A 16,109-nucleotide genomic window follows, 5' to 3' on the forward strand; every position below is an offset into this window, starting at 1 on the left:
CGCGAGCTTCGGCTGGGCAGGCCCAACGCTAAACCGGGCGAAGGATGTCAGGCGCCGGCCAGATGGGGCAGAGACTGACTGATGCGGGCGACGGCGCTGATCACGCGGCGCCAGGCCAGCTCGTCGACGGGGCGCTCCAGTGCGCCCACCACATTTGAAAACACGCGTGCCCGGTCCGACATGCCGGCTTCGCGGGACAGGGCAATCACCGGCAATTGTCGAAACAGCCGGTCCTCCTGCATCCGCTCCAGCAGCCAGAGACCATCGCGCGGCCCGGCCAATTGGCCCAGCAGGACGCAGACCGGACGCCGCCCGCCGGGTGCGGCTGCCCAGCACTGCATCAATTCCCACGCCAGCTCCGTCGAACGGGAATGTTCAAGCTGAACGTCGAGCGAAAACCGCTCGAATGCGGCCTTGATCTCGGCGACATCGGATTCGTGATCTTCGACGAGCAGGACGCGCTTCATATAGGTTGCACTCCGGCCGGCATGCCCGACGGGCAGTGGCATGGCAGATCTCCCGGTTGGGCCAGGCAGGGAAGAGGCGGGCAATACCAACGACTCCGGCCCGGTGAACCCGATGACAGGTTCAGACTGCAGAACAGCATAAAACATCCCGGATCACCCATGACGGCGGTCACGGACGGCGCGAATTGTCCAATAATTTCGGGCAGTCATTCCAGTCGAGCCGGGTTGGTTTCCGCGAAATCAGCGGCGGGAACGCTTCTTTTACCGGCCATGGGCTAGAGTGACGGGATGAGATATTCGACCAGATTTCCGCGACGACCCGCCCTGATTTTTGCTGTGGCAGCCCTTTGCCTGTCGCTGGCTCCCGGAGGCGTCGCGCTCGCATCGGGTGGCGGTGGCGGCAGCGCGGCCCCGGCCGAGGAAAGCCGGCATCGCGGCCTGACGACATCCGACAGCTATCTGCCGCTGCCGCCCTTGATGGCGACGGTGCAGGCCAATTACCGGGCCCGCGGCAATTTGCAGATCGAGGCCGGGCTCGAAGTGGAGGATTCCCGGCTTCGCCGCCGTGTCGAACAATCCATGCCGCGGCTGCGCAATGCCTATGTCACAGCCCTGAGCACCTATACGGGCGTCAATTACCGCTATGGCGGCGTGCCCGATGCCGACCGGATTGCCCAGCTGCTCCAGGACGCGACCGACACGACGCTTGGCACCGAGGGTGCCCGTGTCCTGATCGGCATGGTGATTATCAATTCAGACTGACAGGTCTCAATGATTGCTGTTGGCCGGGTCCATGAAATGGGCAACCGCCAATCCCGCCAGCAGCGCGATCGCGCGCGTCTGTGCACCTTCCGGCGGCAGGTAGAGCTTTGATTTGAAGACACCGTAATCCATGCCGCCAATTTCCTCATCGCCGTCAAGAATGACATAGCCGGGCACGCGCCCTGACGGGAAAGCCGCCCCGCTCAACCTCTGGGTTCTCAGTCGCAAGGTCTGTCCGCCATAGGTAATCTGTCCGGCGCGCTCATTGCGGCCCATGCCGGCAAAACCCCGGCTTCGCTCCAGAGCCAGTTCAAAACGCGCATCCTCGATCAGGACACCATCGCGGGAAAATGTGCAGACATAGGCCAGGTCTTCATGGGCCCACTCGATCCACAGAAAATCCCAATCGAGCTGCCCGCCCTCGCAATCAGCAGTCACCATGCCGGATTCGAAGCCTGGCCCCGTGACGGTGAAACTGGCGCGCGAATAATTGCGCTGGCGCCCGAAGCCGGAGCTGGACGTGCCCATGCCCGACCATTGGCCGGTCCATTCGCCGGCGCGCCACTGATTGCGTCGATCCTGGCGAAAGCGGTCAATTTCAAGTCTTTCCGTACGCTCGATCATCGGCAGAGCGGCCGTGTTTTCCGCGGCGAGCCCGTCGGCCTGCTGCAGGATCAATGCGATCGCGATCATCATGCCTGACATATTCAACCCTCCCGCCGAAAGGATAATCTTCGTGCAGGACGGGAGAAATCACAAGCCGTGGCACAATTTTCCCTGGATTAGCCGGCGATGGAATCCATGAAACGGGCGAGCTCGAGATCGAGCGCGGTGACGCCATTGGCGTCATGGGTGGTGAGCGTCACATCCACCCGATTCCAGACATTGAACCATTCGGGATGGTGATTCATCACCTCTGCCTTGATCGCCACCCGGCTCATGAAACCCCAGGCTTCGTTGAAATCGGCGAAGCGATAGGATTTGTGAATGGCATCCTTGCCTTCGGCCGGCGCCCAGCCATCCAGGGCTTTTACGGCGGCTTGCGCGCCCATCTTCTGGCCTGGTGTGTGTGTCGTCATGACTTGGCTCCATCCTTCGGCAGCGCAATCGCGCGTGAGGCGAAATTTAACTCTCTTGCGGTCATATTACCGATGAAACCGTCGCATGGAGCAAGGGCATGACCCATTTTCTGGTATCCGAGGAAAATCCCGGCGGGCGCAAGCTCGAAGATATTCTGGTCGAGCTTCGCGCCGATATCCTCACCCGCTGCACCAAGATATCCGGCGATCTGCGCCCCGAAGCCCTGGAAGTGATGGCCAACAACATGGCCATCCTGCAGCATATTTCCGACGCCATCGAACTTGCCATGGACTCCACCGCCCTGCTCGACCGGGCCTTCGGGCCCTCGCAGACAATGAAGGGCGGCCCGCCGCGCATCGGCGAGAGCTGATCAGCCGGCCGGCAATTCCATGGCCTGCAGACCCAGCGCCTTGAACATCGCCAGATCATCGTGCTGATCGGGATTGGGCGTTGTCAGCAATTCCTCACCGACAAAGATCGAATTGGCCCCGGCCAGGAAGCAGAGCGCGTGCAGTTCACGGCTCATTTCCTCGCGCCCGGCCGACAGCCGCACGAAGGATTTCGGCATCATGATGCGCGCCGTCGCGATTGTGCGGACGAAATCGATGCCATCAAGCGGCTTGCTGTCACCCAGGGGCGTGCCCGGCACGGCGACAAGGTGATTGATCGGCACGCTCTCGGGCTGCGGCGACATGATCGCCAGCTCGGTCAGCAGACCAATGCGCGCATCCTCGCTCTCGCCCATGCCGACAATCCCGCCGGTGCAGACATGAATCCCCGCACCGCGCACCTGGGCCAGCGTGTCGAGCCGGTCCTGATAGGTCCGCGTCGAGATCACCCGGCCATAATCTTCCGGCGCCGTATCGAGATTGTGATTGTAATAGTCCAGCCCCGCATCGCGCAATTTTTCAGCCTGGCCATCATCGAGCATGCCGAGCGTGACACAGGTCTCCATGCCCATCGCCTTGACGCCGGAAATCATGGCGCAAACCTTCTCCTCGTCGCGCGGTTTCAGCGAGCGCCAGGCGGCGCCCATGCAGAAGCGCGTCGCGCCGCCGGCCTTGGCGCGCTCAGCCGCAACCAGGACTTCATCAAGCGGCATCAGCTTGGACGCGCTCAGGCCGGTGTCAAAATGCGCCGACTGGCTGCAATAGCCGCAATCCTCGGCGCAACCGCCCGTCTTGATCGACAAGAGCTGACTGGTCTGCACCTGGTTGGCGACATGGCACCGTCTGTGCACGGACTGCGCTGCGAAGACGAGGTCGTTGAACGGGGCGCGGTAGATTTCCGCCGCTTGTTCACGCGTCCAGTCCGAGCGTGCTTGCACGAGAAGGTCGATATCATTGAGTAATGCGGTCATGGATCATCAGCCCCGAAACAATTCCGGCGACCCTATGAAGAGTGGAGGCGCGCGTCCAGATGCGGGACTGCGCTGGGCGGGGCGTGTACTGTTTCTGACCACTGCCCTGCTGATCACCGATCTCGCTCTGCAGCCCGGCCTCCCGACACCGCCTGTGATTTTCGGCCCCGACAAGATCGAGCACCTGCTCGCCTTCTTCGTGCTCACTGTGCTGGCCCGGATGGGTTGGCCGTGGCGCGGCTGGTTGATGTCGGGCATCCTCGTCTGTTACGGGGTCGGCATCGAGCTGGTGCAGGGCACGGCCGCAATCGGGCGCTCTGCCTCGGCCGCCGACGTCGCCGCCGATCTGATTGGCATCGGACTTGGCCTGATATTCGCCAATCTCTTCCGGCAGGCACGTCCAGGCTGACACAGCCGCAGGGCCGCGCACCGACACAAAAAAGGCCCCGCCGAAGCGGGGCCTTCTCAGTCTCTGGGATCGCGGACTACTCGCTGGCTGAAGCTGCCGCAGCCTTCTCGGCCTCCAGCTTGGCGAAATACTCCTTGGTCATCTTGAAGACCAGCGGAGACAGAACCAGCAGGGCCACCAGATTCGGTGCCGCCATCAGACCGGTCAGAGTATCCGTCGTCAGCCAGATGGTATTCATCAGCTCGGTGATGTTATCGCCCGCATAAAGCAGCATGGTCGCGGCCATGATCATCGCGATCCACAACCAGCGGAATGGCGTGACGATTTTCTCGCCGAACAGATATTCCGCACAACGCTCGCCATAATAGGACCAGCCCAGAATGGTGGTGAAGGCGAACAGGGCCAGTGCTGCGGCAACGAAATGCTGCCCGAAGCCCGGCAGGGCCGAGGCGAAGGCATCGCTGGTGATCCGGGCACCGGTTTCGCAGATCTCCGGCGAATTGCCGCCGAGGGCGAACAGACCGGCATCGCAATCCGCCGGGATCACGCCCGAGGTCAGGATGGCCAGGCCGGTAATCGTGCACACCATGATCGTATCGATGAAAGTGCCGAGCATGGCGATAATGCCCTGGTCGACGGGATCATTATTCTGCGCCGCCGCGTGCGCGATTGGTGCCGAGCCCTGACCCGCTTCGTTCGAGAAGATGCCGCGGGCAACACCGCGCTGCATGGCCAGCATGATCAAGGCGCCGGAGAAGCCGCCCGCCGCTGCACCAAAGCCGAAGGCATTGGTGAAGATGCGGACAAAGGCTTCCGGAATGACGGTGTAGTTCAGGGCGACGACGACGAGGCCGACCGCGATATAGGTGATCGCCATGGCCGGAACGATCTTCTCGGCCACGCTGGCAATCCGCTTGATCCCGCCCAGGATAACCAGGCCGGCCAGGACAGCGATCGCCGCGCCGGTCATCCAGTATTCGATGCCATAGGTGTCACCGATGGTACGGACGACTTCAACGGTCTGGATCGCATTGCCGGTTCCCAGACCCGCCATGACCCCGAACAGGGCGAACAGGCCACCGAGCCAGACCCAGCCCTTGCCCATACCGTTCTTGATATAATACATCGGCCCGCCAACGCGGCGGCCATCAGCGTCCACTTCGCGGAATTTCACCGCCAGCACACCTTCGGAATATTTGGTCGCCATGCCGACCAGGGCCGTCATCCACATCCAGAACAGGGCACCCGGCCCGCCAATGGCGATGGCCACGGCGACGCCAGCGATATTGCCGGTGCCAATGGTCGATGACAGCGCGGTCATCAGGGCGCCGAACGGAGTGACATCCCCCTCACCTTCGGACTTGCGCCCCTTCATCAGTTCGCCAAAGGCGAAACCGATCTTGCGCAGCGGCATGAAGCCCAAGCCGACGGTCAAATAAATGCCGGTGCCCAGCAGCAGGATGAGCATGGGCGGACCCCACACCATGCCATTTACGAAATCCACATAGCCCGTGACGACATCGAGTGTCGTCGCTGCGTCAGCAGCCCCAGTCACATCTTGCATAATCTTCCCCGATTTGTGCTGGGACGCACCTTAGGCATGAGCGGGGCGGATTGGAACAGGTTTTGTGAGACGGGCGTAAGAGCCTGTACGGATCAATCCGCCGCAGCCGTCCCGATCTCGATCGCAAACACGCCCCACAGCCAGTCATCATCGGGCATGTCCGCCAGTGCAGGGTCGGAGGCGCGCGGCCAGACCAGCATCGCCGGCCCGTAGCCGCCAATCCCCAGCGGCTGGCCATCCATCTGCAGGGCGAGAATAACGTCATGATCGCGGACGCGCGCAAGGCTGATCGCGCGCTGATAGCCATCAAGCGCCGTCGCGATCAGCGTGTCGCCACGCGGATCTGCGATATCGATCACATCGCGCAAGAGCGGCCCGGAGAAGCGCCGTGCCGGTCCGCCAAGCGGGAAATCTGTTTCAATCGAATGCTGGTCGAGCCCCCTCAGGCTGGCCCAGTTGAACCGGCAGGCCGCATCGAATTCCATGCCGAAAACGTTGAAGAGCGGCTCGGCGACCGGGTCGACAGGGCCTCGATCAACAGTGCCGATCTCACCATAGATGGTGAGGATGTCGCCGCTGGCCTCGTCGCCGCCCGGCGCCTGGCCCTGGCAGGCAGCGGCGCCCAGCAACAAGGCGGCCAAAATCAACATTCGGCGCATCGCCCACTCTCCATCCAGCGGTGAAGCGGCAGTCTAGGCCTGCTGTCACCCGGCGCAAGACGCTGCGCCTATCCCTGTTTCGGCGTCAGCCGGCCGGCATCGATCAATTGCTGGAACAGCTCGACCACCGATTCCGCCATCGGCCGGTATTCGATCCCGAGCTCGCGCACGCTCTTGGAGTGATCGGCATGAAAATCGACCCCGACACTCTCGCTGACCCGTTTGCGCGTCAGGGCCGGGTTGATCATCGGACCTGCCAGCCAGACGAGGAATTTCGCCATGCCCTTGTCAGAGATCTTGAATTGATTGCCGTAATGCGCCCGCAGCGCCGCCGCCATCTCCGGAAAGCCGGAATCATGCGCCGACAGGATATAGCGGCCGCTCGCTTCCGGCGTGAAACCGGCCTTGATATGCGCTGCCGCGACTTCGCGGACATCGACCATGCCAATGCGGAAATTGGGCACGCCATTGGCCATTGCACCGCTGCCGAACTGCATCATGATCGCATAGCTCTCGCCGGTCGTCTCAGGATTGATGCCCGGCCCGAGAATAAAGGACGGATTGATCGCGATCAGATCCCAGCGGTCCTGCTCGCCGGCAAGCTTCCAGCCTTCCTTCTCGGCCAGGGTCTTGGAATAGGCATAGGGCTCATTGGTCAGGCTGGAACTCGTATTCCACTCGGCCTCGGTGAGCATTTTCTTCGGCATATGCTTGATATCGGCATTGGTGCCGTAAATCGCCGCGCAGCTCGACGTCATCACCACACGCTTCACCGTTGCCGTCGCATTGGCGGCATTAAGTACATTGCGCACACCATTCACCGCCGGATCGACCAGCTCGGTCTGCGGATCCTTGACGTTCAGTGTAAATGGCGAGGCGGTGTGGATCACCAGCTCGCAGCCGGCCATGGGTGCCTCGAATGAGGCGGCATCCATCAGATCAGCCTTGAAATACTTGATCTGGCCCGGCGTGCCCGCGGCGATAGCGTTGAGATATTTCAGCCCCTCGACCTTGTCCGGATTGCGCACCGTAGCGTGGACGGTATGGCCCGCCTCGAGCAATTGCTTGACGATGACGCCGGCGAGATAGCCGGTGGCGCCGGTGACCATGATCGGGGCCTGCGGATTGATCTGTGTCATGGGTTCAGTCTCCTGTCAGGGCGACGGCAATGCCGCGCCAGAAAATCTCGTAGGATGTGCGGGCGGTTTCGGCGACGGACGCGTCGGGATGCTTCCCGAGGAATTCGATGGCGGCGCTGATCTGGGCCTCGGCGAGCGTCTTGAGCAGGTCAGGCTCGATCGGGTGGATCACACCGTGCGCCATCGCCTCGCCGATCAGCTCCAGCGTCGCGCCGAACATGTCGATCCCGTGGGCGCGCGCGCCGTCGCCGATCTCGTCGGAAAGCTTCAATTGCCCCAGCAGGGCATAACGGTCCGGATGCGCCCGGGCCCAGTCGATCGCGCCGGTCCAATAGCCGGCCAGCCGGTCATGCACGCTGCCTGATGACGGCGCCGCGGCCTGCAAATGCGTCGCCCAGGACTGTTTCAGGCTAAGATAGACCGCCTCGACCAGCGCCGCCTTGGACGGGAAATAATTGAACAATGTGCCATTGGCAACACCGGCCTCACGGGCGATCAGGGCCGTCGGCGTGTCCCAGAATCCACGCTCGTGGAACAGGCGGATGGCGGTCTCGATCAGTCGGGTGCGTTTGTCGGTCATGGGAGAGAAATAACCTTGACTGACTAATCAGTCAATTCGACGATGCGCAGCATTCCACTTTCCCGGCGCCACCAACCGGCGTAGCAAGGCTGCATGCCGTTTCTCCTCTCACTCTTGCTCCTTCTACTCCTTGGCGTCGGATTTCTGGCCGTTCGCCACTGGTCGGCGCGGCGTCGGCGCAAACAGCTTCTGGCGTCACAGCTGTCGCCTGATCAGCGCGCAATTGTGATGCGCTCGGTTCCGCTCGTTCGAAGACTCCCGGGTGCACTCCGCCAGACCCTGGAGGGCAAGATCGCCCTGTTTCTGCACCAGATCGAATTTATCGGCTGCGACGGGGTTGAGGTGACCGAGGAGATGCGACTGTCGATTGCGGCACAGGCCTGCCTGCTCGTCGTCAATACCGATGCCTGGTACGTCAACCTCCTCACCGTGCTCATCTATCCCGGCGCTTTCAAGTCGCGAAGAGCCGAGCATAATGGCTATGTGGTGACGGAGCGCGAGACAGTGCGCACGGGAGAAAGCTGGGCCCGTGGCCCCGTGATTCTGTCCTGGGCTGATGCCAGGCAAGGCGCGATCGACGACAGCGATGGCCACAATGTCGTCTTCCATGAATTCGCCCACCAGCTCGATGACCTCTCGGGGCACACCGATGGCGTGCCCGTCCTGGACAAGGGACAGAGCTTCGCCGAATGGGAGCGCGTCTTCGTCACGGCGTTCAAGGCGCACAGTCGCAAGGTCGAAAGCGGTTACCCGACGGTCCTGGATGCCTACGGCGCCACCGGTCCGGAAGAATTCTTCGCGGTGGCGGTCGAAACCTTCTTCGAACGGCCAGCCGAGCTGAAACGCGAGGAAGCCGGGATCTACCGGCAATTGGAGAGCCTGCTGCGCCTCGACCCCGCAGGCTGGGCCCCGGATTAGGGAGGTCCGGGCGCGCCGCTCCGAAATGGCGTCTCCGGACACCGGGAGATGAGACCGGACCATGGCTGCGGGACTTGGACGGGCGAAGCGTCAGGGCTTGAGGCCATGGGGATGGACTGCTGATTGACTCTGCTCGGGGCAAAATGAGGAAGGACAAATGAGGGACCGATGATATGCGGCGCAGCCTGAACGGATTGCCCGCCAGGACACCATGCCCGCGCCCGGCGTCTGCCTAAGCCCCGCCGAGTCCGGCCAGCATGACAGGCTCGCCTGGCGTGAAAACCGGCACTTCGCCTGCGGACCAGACGGTCAGGTGCGAGTCCGGGCCGGTTTCAATGAGATTGAAGCTCGCCGGCTCGCCGCGTGTGCGCCGCGACAGCGCGGTACCGGCACCAACAAACCAGCACACTGTCCCGTCGCAGCGCTCGATTTTCTCGCTGAACACCTGATGCAGATGGCCGCTGAGATAGAGATCGACCCCGGCGCACGCGATCAGCTCCGCCGCCCGTGCGCCGCCAATGGTCTTCGCCCGTCCCGTCAGCCCTCCCGGGGCCATTAGTGGGTGGTGGCCGCCGAGAACTTTCAGCCCGTCAGAACCGGAAAGCGCCTCGCCTGCCTTCAGCGCATCGCCTTCGCTGACCCGCCCCAGCGACCAGTCCAGACGGGCCTGCGCGCCGCGAGCCGTGGGCAACATCTCCACCCGGACACCGCTCGCCTCGGCGCGCGGCTGAACACGCGGACCAAGCCATCGCTCGAACCGCGCCCAGGGCGAAGTCAGGCGCGCAATCAGGTCGAAATACGGTGTGTCATGATTGCCCGGCGCGCCCACAATGGGCGATTCCAGCGCGTCTAGGAAAGCGCGCGCCGCCGCGAATTCACGCCGGCGGCCATACTGGGTGACGTCACCGGTCACCACGACCAGATCCGGCGCGAGCGCGTTGATCGCCTCGGTCAGGGGAGCGATGAGCGCGGGGTCTTCGGCGCCGAAGTGGATATCGGAAATTTGCACAAGTCTTGGCATCGCGGGACGGGTTCAGTCGGCTGGGGCTGCAAAGGACGCGGCGTTTTCTATCAGGGATATCTCGACGGGCGTCTTTGCCTTGAACACTTCGCCATCCAGCATGAGCTCTATGCGTTTCGGCCCCGACAGGATTGCCGGGCGCCGGCTCAGGAGAACGGCATCGTCAGGCGTGGACAAACCAGCAAGAAAGGACGCGGTCTTCACCGCAAAGTCAGCCGGGTCGCCGGGCTTCATCATAAGGTGTTCCAGCACCGCCGGCCCCGCCGCATCCGCGCTGCCGCGCACCGCAGCGAACCCGCCCGGCGCAACGACCAGGGCGCAGGATCGCGACACGCGGTGCTCGCCGTCGTCGAGCTTCAGGCGCATGTGCGCGCGGGCCATGCTGGCCAGCCCCTGGCGCAGGCGCCGGAACGCCTCACTCAGGCGCCGCCCGGCACCGTCAGGCCTCAGCGCCTCGCGCGCCTGGCCGAAATGCACCGGCACGCCCGCCATGAGTGCGACATAGAATGTGCGTCCCGACGCCTGGCCGGCATGTAGCGTCACAGCGCGATAGTGCGGCAATTCGGCCAGCACGGTCTGGAAATCACGATCGCCATAAAGCCTGTGTGGCAGCATGTTCGCCGTGCCGAGCGGCAGTGGAACCATCAGCGAGGCACAACCGGCCTCCCGCGCCGCGTCCAGCACCGCCGCGGCGGTGCCATCCCCCCCGGCAGTGACGACCGCGTCGGCACCGCTGGCGCAGGCCGCCCGCGCGGCACCGGGCACATCATCGCTGGCGTCGAAGAATTCCAGTTCGGCCCAACTCGCCGCCACCTTGATCGCTTCGCGCAGATCATCTTCGCCGAACGCACGCGCGCTTCCGGCCATGGGATTGAGAACGATCGCGAGTGTTTTCATGGATAGCAAACCTCCAGCCTCAGGCACCGATACAAGACGGCGGGGGAATGAATGCCACTGACCCAATCCCTGGGCTTCATCCAGGCGAGGCGAGCGTCCGTGCCTGGAGTACAGCTGATTTTCCCGGCCTTGTCATCTGTGGACGCCCCCGTCTCGGAAAGGGATGATGAGCGTCTCGGGTCATTGCAGACCGCGACAGACCGCGCTCAGGCGTCCGGCCGGTGGGCCCCGGCGCGGCTCATTCCACCGGCCGTTTGGTGTTCAGCAAATCCTCAGCCTCACTGTCACGGCGCTCCTCGGCGATCTTCTCGTCGAGATGATCGTCGGGTTCTACGGACGCATCTCCCTGCGGGACCGGCTGGGCTCGCGGCCGCGCAGCCAGCTGATCGCCCGGAGCATGACCTGTTGCGAAATCAATGCCGGCTGGCCGGTTGTCGATGCGCAATCGATAGATCGGTTCCGGCAATGTGAATCCGGCCGCCTCGACGGCCATCTTGGTCGCGCGGATTGCGCGGCTTCGGGCTTTCAGGAAATCGGCGCGCTCCTGATTGATCCAGGCGGTGAATTTCAGAATGATATTACTGTCCCCGACCGACATGATGACACCGTTGGGTGGCGGGTCGGCGAGAACGAACTCCAGATCGGCCAGCGCCTTGCTGCCGGTCTCGATCGCGGCTTGCGGATCATCATTGGCATCCACGCCCAACTGGAAGTCGAGCCGACGCTCCGGATTGGTCGTATAATTGATGATGACGGCCTTGAAGACAATCGTGTTCGGGATGCGCAAATGATTGCCATCGGGCGTCATCAATATCGTCGCACGCGAGGTCAGGCGCACGACCTTTCCCTCATTCCCGTCCACGACGACATGATCATTCGCCCGGAATGGCTGTCGCAGGCTGAGCATGATGCTGGCGATATAATTCTCCAGCGAGTCGCGCACCGCGAACCCGATCGCGAGGCCGACCACGCCTGCGCCGCCCAGAACAGTTCCCATCAGGGCGCTCGCGCCGATGAGATTGAGGGCAATGACCACGCCCAGCACAAACCCCGAAACCCGCACCGCCTGGGCCAGGAGATCGCCGATGAAGGGGTTGGGCGAGACGCGGCGCCAGAACCGGGTCCAGGACGCCACCCACCACCCCAGGGCAAGGATGACGCCGAACACGGCCAGCGCCAGCAGAAACAAGGGCGCCGCGGTGCCTGCCGTTTCGAACATGCCGCTCAGACGGTCAAAGAATGGCGATATCCGTTCGCCGACATCGACGCTCGCCGAAATATTGTTCTGCACGGCCACAACGCCATCGACCCGATTCGCGATGGCGGCAGCCTGCTGTGCATACGTCTGGTTCGCGATGACTCCATCCAATGTCACAACGCCATCGGCGACGTTGACCTCGACCTCCGACAGATCGCCGATCTGGGCGTAGATTCCCTGCAGGCGATCGCGAATGGCGGCGTCTGAATTCGCATCGCTTGTCGTGCGAATCACACTCCCCTGGGGAGACGGTTCGGCTTGTTGCGCCTGGGCGCGATCGCCCAACACGCTCATCGAGATCAATAGCGCGGCGACCCAGAGCAGGGGGAAGCCGCAACGTCTACGGGCCATGTCCAAGTTGGAGTCCTTTTCGGGTCGCAGCCAATGCCTGTCTATAACCCGTTTCTGGACGGAACCGAGGCGTGTCTGCAAACAAAAAGGGATGGTGCACCCGACGAGATTCGAACTCATGACCTCTGCCTTCGGAGGGCAGCGCTCTATCCAGCTGAGCTACGGGTGCGCACTATTGGGCAGGCTTACCCGATGCGCCTCGCGGGCGCAATCGGGTAGCGCGTTGCCGTTTCAGTCCTCGCCGGGGTCCGATCGGGACGCCTTGCCGCCGGCCAGAAAGCGTATCGCGGTCACGATCATCGCTATCACCACCACAGCAACGCCGATCCGGGGCGCGAGCTCGACCGGGGCCAGCAGGAAGGCGCCGGCATAGACCAGTCCGGCCAGCACCATGGCCAGGCCCATGAAACGCCGGGCGCCGTCCTTGCCGGGTGCCGGCGTGCCGGCGATCCGCTTGGCCAGGACGTTGGAGAAGAGAGCCAGGATCAGGCCGGTCCCGACACCGGCGACCCGGTCGGGAAAGCCCGCACCGACCAGATCGGCCGATCTGGCCAGGACAGAGGCGAGGCAGATACCGACAAAGCCGAGGGCCAGTATGAATGAGAAGGCGACATTACGTGTGATCATTGGGGTGTCTCCGCATTATTGTCCGCATCGCCACGGCCAAAGCCGAACGCGTCGGAAAAGCCCAGCAGGGCGTCTTCCAGCACGGATACATTGAGATAATAGATGACGGATTTTCCGGACTTTTCCGACGTCACGAGACCCGCCTGTTTCAGCACGGTGAAATGCGCCGACATGGTTGGTTTCGAGACCGGAAAGGCGTCCGATAACTGTCCGGCCGATTGCGGCCCCGCCTTGAGGAGCTGCAGGACACGGCGGCGCGTGGGATCGGCGAGGGCTTTGAAAACATCATTCATGAGTAGACAATTAGCTAATCATCTAAACAATGTCAAGCCGATATTGCGCGGCCTCAGTCGCTGCCATCCGAACCGAAATCGCCGAAATGATCGCTGCCATTATCATCACGGCGACGGCCGGCACTGTCATGCTGGCTCAGCCCCATCATGCCGATGCCGACACCGGAATCGACGCCATCAACGCCGCGATTGCGGAAAGACAGCTTGGGGCCGGGCCGGGCGAGCCAGCGATAGGTCAGAAGGGCGGTGATCGCGCTGCCCAGGATCAGAACCAGCGCCAGACCAGCCCCGACCGTGCCCTGTGGCTGCATGAAAATCCCGAAGAACCAGGCCAGAAAGACAAATAGGGGCGCCGCAATCAGGAGTGCGAAACCCTGCCGGATCCATCTCATCATCGTCCCTGCCTCCCTGTTCGGCGGGCAATGCGGCCCGTCTCCAACACTATCGGCGGCAAACTTGCCGAAAAAGCGGCAGGCCGGGCGGGAAAGTTGACGGCCGCGCCCTACGCGTCCTCGCGATTATAGGTCAGCGACAGGAAGACATCTTCCAGATCGGCTTCCTCGGTGCGCAGATCGGCGATGCGCGCGCCCGACGCATGGAAGCGCTCGATCATTTCGGCAACCGACACTTCGCCAAAGCGATAGGAGATGGCCAATGAGCCATCAGCGCGGATCTCCGCATCGAGCCCGTCGAGGGAGGCCGGCACCGCGCCCAGGGCCTCGCCCGGCGTGATGACCAGCGTCTTGCGGTCCATGCGCTTGAGCAGGGTTTCCTTGGGTTCGCAGGCGATCACCTTGCCATGATCGATAATCGCAATCTCGTCGCACAATTCCTGGGCTTCCTCGAGATAATGCGTGGTGAGGACAATCGTGGTGCCCTTGGCATGCAGTTCGCGCACGAACTCCCATAATTGCCGGCGCAATTCGATATCAACCCCGGCGGTGGGCTCGTCGAGCACCAGCACCGGCGGCGTGTGCACCATCGCCTTGGCGACCAGGAGGCGCCGCTTCATGCCGCCGGATAATTGCCGCACATAGGCGTCGCGCTTGTCGGTCAGGCCGAGCACTTCGAGCAGCTCGTCGGTGCGGCGCTCCTTTTTCGGCACGCCATAGAAGCCGGCCATCAATTCCAGCGTCTCATAGGGGGTGAAAAACACGTCGGCGCTGATTTCCTGCGGCACGACACCGATCGCCGCGCGCGCGGCGCGGCTGTCCTGGTCGATATCAACGCCCCAGGTCCGCGCCGTGCCGCTGGTCTTGTTGGTCAGGCCGGCGAAAATATTGATGAAGGTGGATTTGCCGGCGCCATTGGGGCCGAGCAGGCCAAAGAATGAGCCCCGCTTGACCTTGAGGTCGATTCCCTTGAGCGCTTCCTTGTCCGGAGCCTTGCCGCCTCCGCGATAGGTTTTGCGCAAATCGATCGCTTCAAGCGCATATTCGGGCAAATTTGATGTGTCGGACATGTCGCCTCGGAATTGACGGCCAGCTGGGGAACGCCATAACTAGGCATCCTCCGATCCCCTGTCCATGAGGGCTGATGCATGGCCGACGCCGCAAACACGATTCCACCGTCTGAAATCATCCCGGTCACGGGTCACCGCATCGCCTGTGATGGCGGCGGCGGCGCACTCGGCCATCCGCGTGTCTTCCTGGAAATGGGCCAGGATGATTTCGTCGAATGTCCCTATTGTGACCGGCGTTTCGTCAAGGCTGGCTCGGCGCAGGATCCAAAAGCCTGATCTGACACTGCCGCGTGAGTGAGACGTAACCGTCTGGGGAGGCGCTGCATGTCCGGAATCTCGAGCCAGACGATCGGACTGTTCACGGGCATCGTGCTCGCCATCGGCCTGCAATTCATTCCCCTGCCCGAAGGCCTCAGCCGCGAAGCCTGGCTGCTCGCCTCGCTCGGCCTGCTGATGGCCAGCTGGTGGGCGACCGAAGCGATACCGATCGCCGCCACAGCCCTGATCCCGATCGCCATTTTCCCGCTACTGGGCATCACCACGACCGGCGGCGCCACCGCCCCCTATGCCAGCCCGATCGTGATGCTCTTGCTGGGCGGTTTCATCGTCGCGCTGTCGATCGAGAAATGGAATCTCCATACCCGTATCGCACTGAATATCGTCGCCAAATTCGGTGGTCACCCGGCAGCCTTGATTGGCGGTTTCATGCTCGCCTCGGCGCTGTTGTCGATGTGGATCTCCAATACCGCCACCACATTGATGATGATCCCGATTGCCCTGCGCGTGGCGCAGGAGGTCGAGCGCGAGGGTGTCAGTTCGAAATACTTCGCCCCGGCCCTGGCGCTCGGCGTCGCCTATGCCGCCTCGATCGGCGGCATGGGCACGCCCGTCGGCACGCCGACCAATCTCATCGCCATTGGATATCTGCGCAATGAATTCGGCCATTCGCTCGATTTCGCGACCTGGATGGGGATGGGCCTGCCAGCCGTGTTGTTGATGATCCCGGTCGGCTGGTTCGTGCTGACGCGCCTGGCCTTCAATCTCAAGGGCGCGCGCGAAAGCGATGCCGCCGAAGACATGGTCCAGCGCGAACTGATTGGCCTCGGCAAGATGACGATCCCGGAAGTCCGCGTCGCCACCCTGTTCGGCACGGTCGCCCTGTTATGGATGGGCCGCTCCCTGCCGGCTGAATTGCTGACCTGGACGCCCTTCTTCTCCGGCGAGGGCTGGAATTGGGGCTGGAACCCGCTGCTCGCCTGGCT

General features: G+C 62.9%; 21 protein-coding genes and 1 tRNA gene. 6 read left to right on the forward strand and 16 right to left on the reverse strand.

Annotated elements, in window-relative coordinates; all coding sequences use genetic code 11:
• Positions 1–47 precede the first annotated feature (47 nt).
• Positions 48–509, reverse strand: a complete 462-nt coding sequence (locus tag AAC023_RS10335) for a hypothetical protein (protein ID WP_339740881.1) — start codon at positions 507–509, stop codon at positions 48–50.
• A gap of 246 nt (positions 510–755) precedes the next feature.
• Here AAC023_RS10335 and AAC023_RS10340 point away from each other — a divergent pair, with 246 nt between their 5' ends.
• Positions 756–1,229 (forward strand): hypothetical protein, encoded by a 474-nt coding sequence (locus tag AAC023_RS10340; protein ID WP_339740883.1) that lies wholly within the window; start codon positions 756–758, stop codon positions 1,227–1,229.
• Positions 1,230–1,235: 6 nt separating this feature from the next.
• Here AAC023_RS10340 and AAC023_RS10345 read toward each other — a convergent pair whose 3' ends face one another.
• Positions 1,236–1,925: a hypothetical protein gene (locus AAC023_RS10345; protein ID WP_339740885.1), complete on the reverse strand. Its 690-nt coding sequence runs from the start codon at positions 1,923–1,925 to the stop codon at positions 1,236–1,238.
• Positions 1,926–2,011: 86 nt separating this feature from the next.
• Positions 2,012–2,308, reverse strand: a complete 297-nt coding sequence (locus AAC023_RS10350; RefSeq protein ID WP_339740887.1) for a 4a-hydroxytetrahydrobiopterin dehydratase — start codon at positions 2,306–2,308, stop codon at positions 2,012–2,014.
• A gap of 98 nt (positions 2,309–2,406) precedes the next feature.
• On the opposite strand from AAC023_RS10350, the gene AAC023_RS10355 reads away from it, so the two are divergent.
• Positions 2,407–2,679 carry a histidine kinase gene (locus tag AAC023_RS10355; protein WP_339740889.1) on the forward strand — a complete coding sequence of 91 codons (273 nt, stop codon included), beginning with the start codon at positions 2,407–2,409 and terminating at the stop codon, positions 2,677–2,679.
• On the opposite strand, the gene bioB is transcribed toward AAC023_RS10355, so the two are convergent.
• Positions 2,680–3,669 (reverse strand): biotin synthase BioB, encoded by a 990-nt coding sequence (bioB, locus tag AAC023_RS10360; protein ID WP_339740891.1) that lies wholly within the window; start codon positions 3,667–3,669, stop codon positions 2,680–2,682.
• A 34-nt stretch (positions 3,670–3,703) separates the two neighbouring features.
• Here bioB and AAC023_RS10365 point away from each other — a divergent pair, with 34 nt between their 5' ends.
• Entirely contained in the window at positions 3,704–4,078 is a 375-nt protein-coding gene (locus AAC023_RS10365) for a VanZ family protein (RefSeq protein WP_339740893.1), read from the forward strand.
• 76 nt (positions 4,079–4,154) lie between these two features.
• Here the strand turns inward: AAC023_RS10365 and AAC023_RS10370 are convergent, their stop codons facing one another.
• The 4 genes from AAC023_RS10370 to AAC023_RS10385 form a co-directional block, all read right to left on the reverse strand.
• Positions 4,155–5,642, reverse strand: a complete 1,488-nt coding sequence (locus AAC023_RS10370) for a sodium:alanine symporter family protein (RefSeq protein WP_339740895.1) — start codon at positions 5,640–5,642, stop codon at positions 4,155–4,157.
• A gap of 92 nt (positions 5,643–5,734) precedes the next feature.
• The gene (locus AAC023_RS10375; protein WP_339740897.1) at positions 5,735–6,292 is read right to left on the reverse strand and encodes a molybdopterin-dependent oxidoreductase; all 558 of its coding nucleotides are present in this window, start codon (positions 6,290–6,292) and stop codon (positions 5,735–5,737) included.
• Positions 6,293–6,369: 77 nt separating this feature from the next.
• A complete protein-coding gene (locus tag AAC023_RS10380) occupies positions 6,370–7,440 on the reverse strand; it encodes an NAD-dependent epimerase/dehydratase family protein (RefSeq protein ID WP_339740899.1) in 1,071 nt (356 codons plus the stop codon).
• Between the two features lie 4 nt (positions 7,441–7,444).
• On the reverse strand, positions 7,445–8,020 hold the full coding sequence (locus AAC023_RS10385; protein ID WP_339740901.1) for a TetR/AcrR family transcriptional regulator: 576 nt from the start codon (positions 8,018–8,020) through the stop codon (positions 7,445–7,447).
• 93 nt (positions 8,021–8,113) lie between these two features.
• Between AAC023_RS10385 and AAC023_RS10390 the strand changes: the two genes are divergently transcribed.
• On the forward strand, positions 8,114–8,938 hold the full coding sequence (locus tag AAC023_RS10390) for a M90 family metallopeptidase (protein ID WP_339740903.1): 825 nt from the start codon (positions 8,114–8,116) through the stop codon (positions 8,936–8,938).
• 232 nt (positions 8,939–9,170) lie between these two features.
• Here the strand turns inward: AAC023_RS10390 and AAC023_RS10395 are convergent, their stop codons facing one another.
• The 8 genes from AAC023_RS10395 to AAC023_RS10430 form a co-directional block, all read right to left on the reverse strand.
• Complete coding sequence (locus tag AAC023_RS10395) at positions 9,171–9,959, reverse strand: metallophosphoesterase (RefSeq protein WP_339740905.1); 789 nt, start codon at positions 9,957–9,959, stop codon at positions 9,171–9,173.
• 12 nt (positions 9,960–9,971) lie between these two features.
• Positions 9,972–10,856, reverse strand: coding sequence for a diacylglycerol kinase family protein (locus AAC023_RS10400; protein ID WP_339740907.1), 885 nt, complete (start codon positions 10,854–10,856; stop codon positions 9,972–9,974).
• 238 nt (positions 10,857–11,094) lie between these two features.
• Positions 11,095–12,465: a mechanosensitive ion channel family protein gene (locus AAC023_RS10405; RefSeq protein WP_339740910.1), complete on the reverse strand. Its 1,371-nt coding sequence runs from the start codon at positions 12,463–12,465 to the stop codon at positions 11,095–11,097.
• Between the two features lie 92 nt (positions 12,466–12,557).
• Positions 12,558–12,634 (reverse strand) — tRNA-Arg (locus AAC023_RS10410).
• 62 nt (positions 12,635–12,696) lie between these two features.
• Positions 12,697–13,092 (reverse strand): hypothetical protein, encoded by a 396-nt coding sequence (locus tag AAC023_RS10415; RefSeq protein ID WP_339740912.1) that lies wholly within the window; start codon positions 13,090–13,092, stop codon positions 12,697–12,699.
• Positions 13,089–13,385 carry an autorepressor SdpR family transcription factor gene (locus AAC023_RS10420; RefSeq protein ID WP_339740914.1) on the reverse strand — a complete coding sequence of 99 codons (297 nt, stop codon included), beginning with the start codon at positions 13,383–13,385 and terminating at the stop codon, positions 13,089–13,091. The genes AAC023_RS10415 and AAC023_RS10420 overlap by 4 nt, the downstream gene beginning before the upstream one ends.
• Before the next feature lie 53 nt (positions 13,386–13,438).
• Positions 13,439–13,780 (reverse strand): hypothetical protein, encoded by a 342-nt coding sequence (locus tag AAC023_RS10425; RefSeq protein ID WP_339740916.1) that lies wholly within the window; start codon positions 13,778–13,780, stop codon positions 13,439–13,441.
• Positions 13,781–13,887: 107 nt separating this feature from the next.
• Entirely contained in the window at positions 13,888–14,847 is a 960-nt protein-coding gene (locus AAC023_RS10430; RefSeq protein WP_339740919.1) for an ABC transporter ATP-binding protein, read from the reverse strand.
• A 78-nt stretch (positions 14,848–14,925) separates the two neighbouring features.
• On the opposite strand from AAC023_RS10430, the gene AAC023_RS10435 reads away from it, so the two are divergent.
• A complete protein-coding gene (locus tag AAC023_RS10435; protein ID WP_339740922.1) occupies positions 14,926–15,123 on the forward strand; it encodes a zinc-finger domain-containing protein in 198 nt (65 codons plus the stop codon).
• 48 nt (positions 15,124–15,171) lie between these two features.
• Positions 15,172–16,109: SLC13 family permease (locus AAC023_RS10440; RefSeq protein WP_339740924.1), on the forward strand; the 938-nt coding region annotated here is incomplete at its 3' end.

It is taken from the genome of uncultured Maricaulis sp. (assembly GCF_963976135.1).
Taxonomy (GTDB): domain Bacteria; phylum Pseudomonadota; class Alphaproteobacteria; order Caulobacterales; family Maricaulaceae; genus Maricaulis.

What these genes read in the sequence shown, in the direction of transcription:
- AAC023_RS10345 (WP_339740885.1), bottom strand. Translation starts at nt 1,925, where the DNA reads ATGATGATCGCGATCGCATTGATCCTGCAGCAGGCCGACGGGCTCGCC.
- AAC023_RS10385 (WP_339740901.1), bottom strand. Translation starts at nt 8,020, where the DNA reads ATGACCGACAAACGCACCCGACTGATCGAGACCGCCATCCGCCTGTTC.
- AAC023_RS10415 (WP_339740912.1), bottom strand. Translation starts at nt 13,092, where the DNA reads ATGATCACACGTAATGTCGCCTTCTCATTCATACTGGCCCTCGGCTTT.
- AAC023_RS10355 (WP_339740889.1), top strand. Translation starts at nt 2,407, where the DNA reads ATGACCCATTTTCTGGTATCCGAGGAAAATCCCGGCGGGCGCAAGCTC.
- AAC023_RS10405 (WP_339740910.1), bottom strand. Translation starts at nt 12,465, where the DNA reads ATGGCCCGTAGACGTTGCGGCTTCCCCCTGCTCTGGGTCGCCGCGCTA.
- AAC023_RS10365 (WP_339740893.1), top strand. Translation starts at nt 3,704, where the DNA reads ATGAAGAGTGGAGGCGCGCGTCCAGATGCGGGACTGCGCTGGGCGGGG.
- AAC023_RS10395 (WP_339740905.1), bottom strand. Translation starts at nt 9,959, where the DNA reads ATGCCAAGACTTGTGCAAATTTCCGATATCCACTTCGGCGCCGAAGAC.
- AAC023_RS10430 (WP_339740919.1), bottom strand. Translation starts at nt 14,847, where the DNA reads ATGTCCGACACATCAAATTTGCCCGAATATGCGCTTGAAGCGATCGAT.
- AAC023_RS10425 (WP_339740916.1), bottom strand. Translation starts at nt 13,780, where the DNA reads ATGATGAGATGGATCCGGCAGGGTTTCGCACTCCTGATTGCGGCGCCC.
- AAC023_RS10435 (WP_339740922.1), top strand. Translation starts at nt 14,926, where the DNA reads ATGGCCGACGCCGCAAACACGATTCCACCGTCTGAAATCATCCCGGTC.
- AAC023_RS10400 (WP_339740907.1), bottom strand. Translation starts at nt 10,856, where the DNA reads ATGAAAACACTCGCGATCGTTCTCAATCCCATGGCCGGAAGCGCGCGT.
- AAC023_RS10370 (WP_339740895.1), bottom strand. Translation starts at nt 5,642, where the DNA reads ATGCAAGATGTGACTGGGGCTGCTGACGCAGCGACGACACTCGATGTC.
- AAC023_RS10420 (WP_339740914.1), bottom strand. Translation starts at nt 13,385, where the DNA reads ATGAATGATGTTTTCAAAGCCCTCGCCGATCCCACGCGCCGCCGTGTC.
- AAC023_RS10375 (WP_339740897.1), bottom strand. Translation starts at nt 6,292, where the DNA reads ATGTTGATTTTGGCCGCCTTGTTGCTGGGCGCCGCTGCCTGCCAGGGC.
- bioB (WP_339740891.1), bottom strand. Translation starts at nt 3,669, where the DNA reads ATGACCGCATTACTCAATGATATCGACCTTCTCGTGCAAGCACGCTCG.
- AAC023_RS10340 (WP_339740883.1), top strand. Translation starts at nt 756, where the DNA reads ATGAGATATTCGACCAGATTTCCGCGACGACCCGCCCTGATTTTTGCT.
- AAC023_RS10390 (WP_339740903.1), top strand. Translation starts at nt 8,114, where the DNA reads ATGCCGTTTCTCCTCTCACTCTTGCTCCTTCTACTCCTTGGCGTCGGA.
- AAC023_RS10380 (WP_339740899.1), bottom strand. Translation starts at nt 7,440, where the DNA reads ATGACACAGATCAATCCGCAGGCCCCGATCATGGTCACCGGCGCCACC.
- AAC023_RS10335 (WP_339740881.1), bottom strand. Translation starts at nt 509, where the DNA reads ATGCCACTGCCCGTCGGGCATGCCGGCCGGAGTGCAACCTATATGAAG.
- AAC023_RS10350 (WP_339740887.1), bottom strand. Translation starts at nt 2,308, where the DNA reads ATGACGACACACACACCAGGCCAGAAGATGGGCGCGCAAGCCGCCGTA.